This window comes from Bradyrhizobium sp. (assembly GCF_049581145.1).
Lineage (GTDB): Bacteria > Pseudomonadota > Alphaproteobacteria > Rhizobiales > Xanthobacteraceae > Bradyrhizobium.
Genome location: NZ_JBAURI010000061.1, coordinates 1 through 5,078, shown reverse-complemented (window position 1 = coordinate 5,078; position 5,078 = coordinate 1). Strand labels below are relative to the sequence as shown.

Sequence of the window (5,078 nt, the reverse complement as noted above, 5' to 3'; positions counted from 1 at the left end):
ACGGTGAAGTCGCGTGGTCCCGACGCCTCAGGGTCGGCGTCAAGTCTTTGGAGGCCGCTCAGCCCGACCGGGCAGGGTGGCCACGCCGAAGGCGACGGTGTCAAACAAGCCGGATCGCCGGGGAGAGAGCGAAGTAAGCCGTAAAGCCATTGCGCAGGGAATGTCGGAGTGTCTCCGCTGAACCTGTATGCTCGTGTGCGTTGTTTTCTGTCTGCTACTTGCACATGAGACCGCGGGTGCAGCGTGCACCCGGCATTCCCTGCGCCCTCGATCTCGAGGCGCAAGACTTCCCAAGCAAAGCTCGGGCGACCAGCGCCGCGAGACCGTGAAACCGTAACTGCTGCTTCAACATCGAATTCGGGGGCTCGGCCGGGCGCATCCGCGCCGTGCCCACCGTGAGGGATGCGATGTGAATGAAGCGGTGTTTCCGCAAACTCAGTCGTCATGCCCGGGCTTGACCCGGGCATCCACGAAATTGCGGCGCTGCCGGAGAGAAAGACGTGGATGGCCGGGACAAGCCCGGCCATGACGGTGAGGGCACGGCGAGGGGCTGCTGCAGGGCCCCCGACCCCACCCACCGCTACGCGGGAGGAGGGGAGAGGCCGCCGCTTGAAATCTGTAGGCCCGGAATGACGGCACAGCGGAAACGTCTGCATCCGACAGCATCCATGCCGCGTCGCTCATGTCGTCATGTCCCATGTCGTCATGTCCCATGTCGTCGCTCATTTCACCGCCAGCCCCTCGCCGTCATGGCCGGGCACAGCCGTCCGAAGTACGGCGTCGCTTCCGCGACCGCTGCCGAAAGAATCGCCTTGACACCGGTGCGGGCGGTTGCTGTTGTTGACTAACCGGTTAGTAAATTAGGGATGGCGATGACGACCCCGAACTCGGGCGCGGGATTTCGGGTGGCCGTCGATATCGGCGGCACGTTCACCGACATCGCGCTGTTGACGGAAGGTGGCCTGATCCACCAGAGCAAGCTGTCATCGACGCCGGCTGACCCGAGCCTTGCGGTGGTCGAGGGAGTGAGGCAGCTGCTGCTGGAATTGTCGATCGCGCCACAGGCGATCGCCGAGGTGCTGCACGGCACGACTGTCGGATCCAATACCATCCTGCAGCGCAAGGGCGCCCGCACCGGCCTGATCACGACGCGCGGCTTCCGCGACGTGCTCGAAATCGGCCGTATCCGCATGCCTGACATGTTCGACCTCACCTGGGACAAGCCGAAACCGCTGGTGCCGCGCCGGCATCGGCTGGAGGTCGCCGAGCGGATGGCCGCCGATGGGCAGCCGGTCGAGCCGCTATCGGAAGCCAGCGTGATCGCGGCCGGAAAGGCCCTGGTGGCGGAGCAGATCGAGGCGGTCGCGATCGCCTTCATCAACAGCTACCGCAATCCGGCGCATGAGCTCGAGGCCGAAGCCATCCTGAGGGCGAATTTTCCGCAGCTTCTGCTGACGACGTCGTGCGCGGTGTTGCCGGAGATGAAGGAATATGAGCGCACCAGCACCACGGTCGTGAACGCCTATTTGCTGGCGGCGATGCGCGACTATCTGCAGAAGCTCGAAGCCGGGCTGCGCGCGATCGGCGTCGCCGCGCCGATCCTGGTGATGACCTCGAACGGCGGCATGCTCGCCGCCAATGTCACCTGCGAGAAACCGGTGCTGGTGGTCGCCTCCGGGCCCGCCGGCGGCGTCATCGGCGCGGCCCGGCTCGGCATCGCGCGCCGCGATCGCGATGTCATCGTGTTCGACATGGGCGGCACCACCGCCAAGGCCGTCATCATCGAGAATGGCCGCCCGACCATGACTTCCGAATATGAATTTCGCGACGGCATCTCGACCTCCAGCCGATTCATCAAGGCGGGCGGCTACATGCTCAAGGTGCCGGCGATCGATATCGCCGAGGTCGGCGCCGGCGGCGGTTCGCTGGCGGGCATCGACCAGGGCGGCCTGCTCGTGGTCGGGCCGCAATCGGCCGGTGCTGCGCCGGGGCCGGCCTGTTACGGTCTCGGCAATGACCGGCCGACGGTGACCGACGCCAATGTCGTGCTCGGCTTCATCAATGCGACCGCGCTGGCGGGCGAGTTGGCGATCGACAAATCCCTGAGCGAGGCTGCGATTCGCAGGCACATCGGCGAACCCCTGGGCTTGCCGCTGCACGATGCCGCGCATGGCATCAGGGCAGTGGCCAATGCAGCCATGGCGCGCGCGGTGCGTGCCGTCACCGTCGAGCGCGGCCGCGATCCGCGCGACCTGACGCTGATGGCGTTCGGCGGCAATGGCGGCGTTCACGCGCCCGATCTGGCGCGGTTGCTCGGCATCCCGCGCGTGGTGGTGCCGCCGATGTCGGGGATTTTCAGCGCGCTCGGCATGCTGGCTGCCGATATCGAACACACCGCGCTCAAGACCGTGAACCGCCGTCTGGATGACATCGGTGCTGCTGATCTGCAGGCGATCAAGCTCGACCTGCGCCGGCAGGTTGCCGGGCAACTCGCAGCCGACGGCTACCAGGCCGGGCGCACGTCGTTTCTGTGGGAGGCCGATCTGCGCCACGAGGGGCAGGCGACCGAATTGACCGTGCCGTTCGAGGGCGACGACTTCGGCCAGATCCGCGAGCGCTTCATCGCCGAATATCTCAAGACCTACGGCTATCGCGATACCACGCCGGTCGAACTGATGAAGCTGCGCGTCGCCGGCCGCGGCCTGCGCGACAACCGGCTCGACTTCGGCGACATGAGGATCGCTGCGCGCGCCGCCACGTCGCGCTCCGTCGTGCGAAACATCTCGTTTGCGCGCGGCGAGCCACCGGTCGCGGTCGACATTGTCGGCCGCGACGCGCTTGGCGCATCGGCCCGGCAGGGCCCGCTCCTGATCGACGAGTTCGACGCCACCATCGTGGTGCCGCCCGACGCAAAAGTGCACAGGGACGCGATCGGCTGCATCGTGCTGGAGTTCGACGCATGAAGGTGGACCCGATCACATTCGCGGTCATCAAGAGCGGCCTCGATTCGATCGCCGACGACATGGCCTACACGGTGGTTCGCATCGCCCGCTCCGAGATCGTCAAGGACGTGATGGATTTCTCGGCAGCGCTCTGCGCCGGCGACGGCCAGATGGTGGCGCAGGCCAAGACCATCGCGCAGCATCTCGGCGCCATCCCCGAAGCGATGGCGGCGGTGCTGGGGAAGTTCGAGGGCGACCTGCACGACGGCGACGTCGTCATCATGAACGATCCCTATCACGGCGGCATGCACCTGCCCGATATCTTCATGTTCGTGCCGATCTTCTATGAGGGCCAGCGGCGCGCCTTCGCGGTGGTGATCTGTCACCACACCGATGTCGGCGGCCGGGTGCCGGGCTCGAACGCGTCCGATTCGACGGAAATCTATCAGGAAGGCCTGCGGATTCCACCGCTGAAACTTTACGATCGCGGCGTGCTCAACACCACGCTGGAGGCGCTGATCAAGATCAACGTCCGCGTTCCCGATCGCGTCTGGGGCGATATCTCCGCCCAGTTTGCCGCGGCGCAGGTTGGCAAACGCGGACTGCAGAAGCTGCTGGAGCGCTACGGCGCCGACCAGGTCGACGCCTACATGCAGGAATTGCTCGACTATGCCGAGCGGCTGGCTCGGCAGGAGATCAAGGCCTGGCCGGCTGGCACCTATCGCTTCGTCGACCATATCGACAGTGACGGTTTTTCCAACGCGGCGATCCCGATCGAGGTCGCCATCACCGTGAACGGCGACGGCACGCTGTTGGTCGACTACACCGGCTCGTCGCCGCAGGTCAAAGGCGCGCTGAATTCGACCTTGAGCTTCACCCATTCCCTGACCTATCTGAGCGTGCGCTGCGTGCTGGCGAAGGAAGTGCCGAACAATGTCGGCCTGTTCCGCTGCATCAAGGTCAAGGCGCCGGAGGCTTCCGTGCTCAACCCGGTGATGCCGGCGCCGTGCGCGGCGCGCGCGCTGACCGGCTATCGGGTGTTCGACACCATGTTGGGTGCGCTCGCGCAGATCGTGCCGGACAAGGTGCCGGCGGCGGGCGAGGGCGGCAACAGCGTGATCTGCATCTCCGGATTGCGGCCCAACCGGCAGCCCTTCATCATCGTCGACATGATCTGTGGCGCCTGGGGCGGCCGGCCGGACAAGGACGGGCTCGAAGCGGTGACCAACGCCTCGCAAAACCTCTCCAACATGCCCGTCGAGGTGATGGAGGCCGAGCATCCGGTGCGGATCGAGGATTATGCCTTCGTGCCGGACAGTTGTGGCGCCGGCCAGTATCGCGGCGGCGTCGGCATTCGCCGCAGCTACCGGATTCTGGCCAAGGAAGCGCTGCTGCAGTTGCGCAGCGATCGCGTCAAATTCCTGCCTTACGGCTTGAACGGCGGCGAGCCCGGCGGCCCCTCGCGCAATTTCATCGAGATCGGCAATCAGCGCAGCGAATTGCCAGGCAAGATCACCACGACGGTTGTCGGGAACACCCTGATCATTCATGAGCAGGCCGGCGCCGGTGGTTTTGGCGACCCGCTCAGGCGCGATCCGGTTGCGGTCCGCGAGGATGTGCTCGACGGCAAGATCACGGCGAAGTTTGCCGGCAGGCACCACGCCGTGGTGTTCGGACCGCACGGCACCCTGGACGTCGAGGCGACCGCGCGTTTGCGCGCGGAACGCGCGGCGTCGAGGCTCGAGGATGCGCAGCATGGAGCTTAGCGAGGCTGCATCGCCCAAGGTAACGCGCGATCCCGAGGGCAGCCGTGCCAGGATCCTGGACGCGGCTCGGGTCGAGTTCGTCACCCATGGTCTCTCGGGCGGCCGCGTCGACCGCATCGCCCGTAACAGCGCCGTCAACAAGAACCTGATCTATCATTATTTCGGCTCCAAGGACGCGCTGTATCTCGCGGTGCTGGAGCGGATCTATGCCGACCTGCGCGCAAGGCAGCAGGACCAGCATTTGCGCGCGCTGCCGCCGGTCGAAGGCATGAAGCAACTGGTCGGCAGCACCTTCGACCATTTTGTGGCGACGCCCGATCTGATCCGGCTGATGAGCATCGAGAACATCCACTATGCCGGGCATCTGAAG

Annotated in this window: 3 protein-coding genes; all 3 read left to right on the top strand. The window is 65.7% G+C overall.

Going from position 1 to position 5,078, the window contains the following annotated elements:
- Nucleotides 1–872: 872 nt before the first annotated feature.
- The gene (locus WCB02_RS01725; RefSeq protein ID WP_423955680.1) at nucleotides 873–2,963 is read left to right on the top strand and encodes a hydantoinase/oxoprolinase family protein; all 2,091 of its coding nucleotides are present in this window, start codon (nucleotides 873–875) and stop codon (nucleotides 2,961–2,963) included.
- Nucleotides 2,960–4,708 (top strand): hydantoinase B/oxoprolinase family protein, encoded by a 1,749-nt coding sequence (locus WCB02_RS01720; RefSeq protein ID WP_423955677.1) that lies wholly within the window; start codon nucleotides 2,960–2,962, stop codon nucleotides 4,706–4,708. The genes WCB02_RS01725 and WCB02_RS01720 overlap by 4 nt, the downstream gene beginning before the upstream one ends.
- On the top strand, nucleotides 4,698–5,078 hold a 381-nt coding region (locus WCB02_RS01715), incomplete at its 3' end, for a TetR/AcrR family transcriptional regulator (RefSeq protein WP_423955674.1). The genes WCB02_RS01720 and WCB02_RS01715, both read left to right, overlap by 11 nt.

Bases quoted from the DNA above. Each gene is read 5' to 3' on its own strand.
- WCB02_RS01725 (WP_423955680.1), top strand. From the start codon at position 873: ATGACGACCCCGAACTCGGGCGCGGGATTTCGGGTGGCCGTCGATATC.
- WCB02_RS01720 (WP_423955677.1), top strand. From the start codon at position 2,960: ATGAAGGTGGACCCGATCACATTCGCGGTCATCAAGAGCGGCCTCGAT.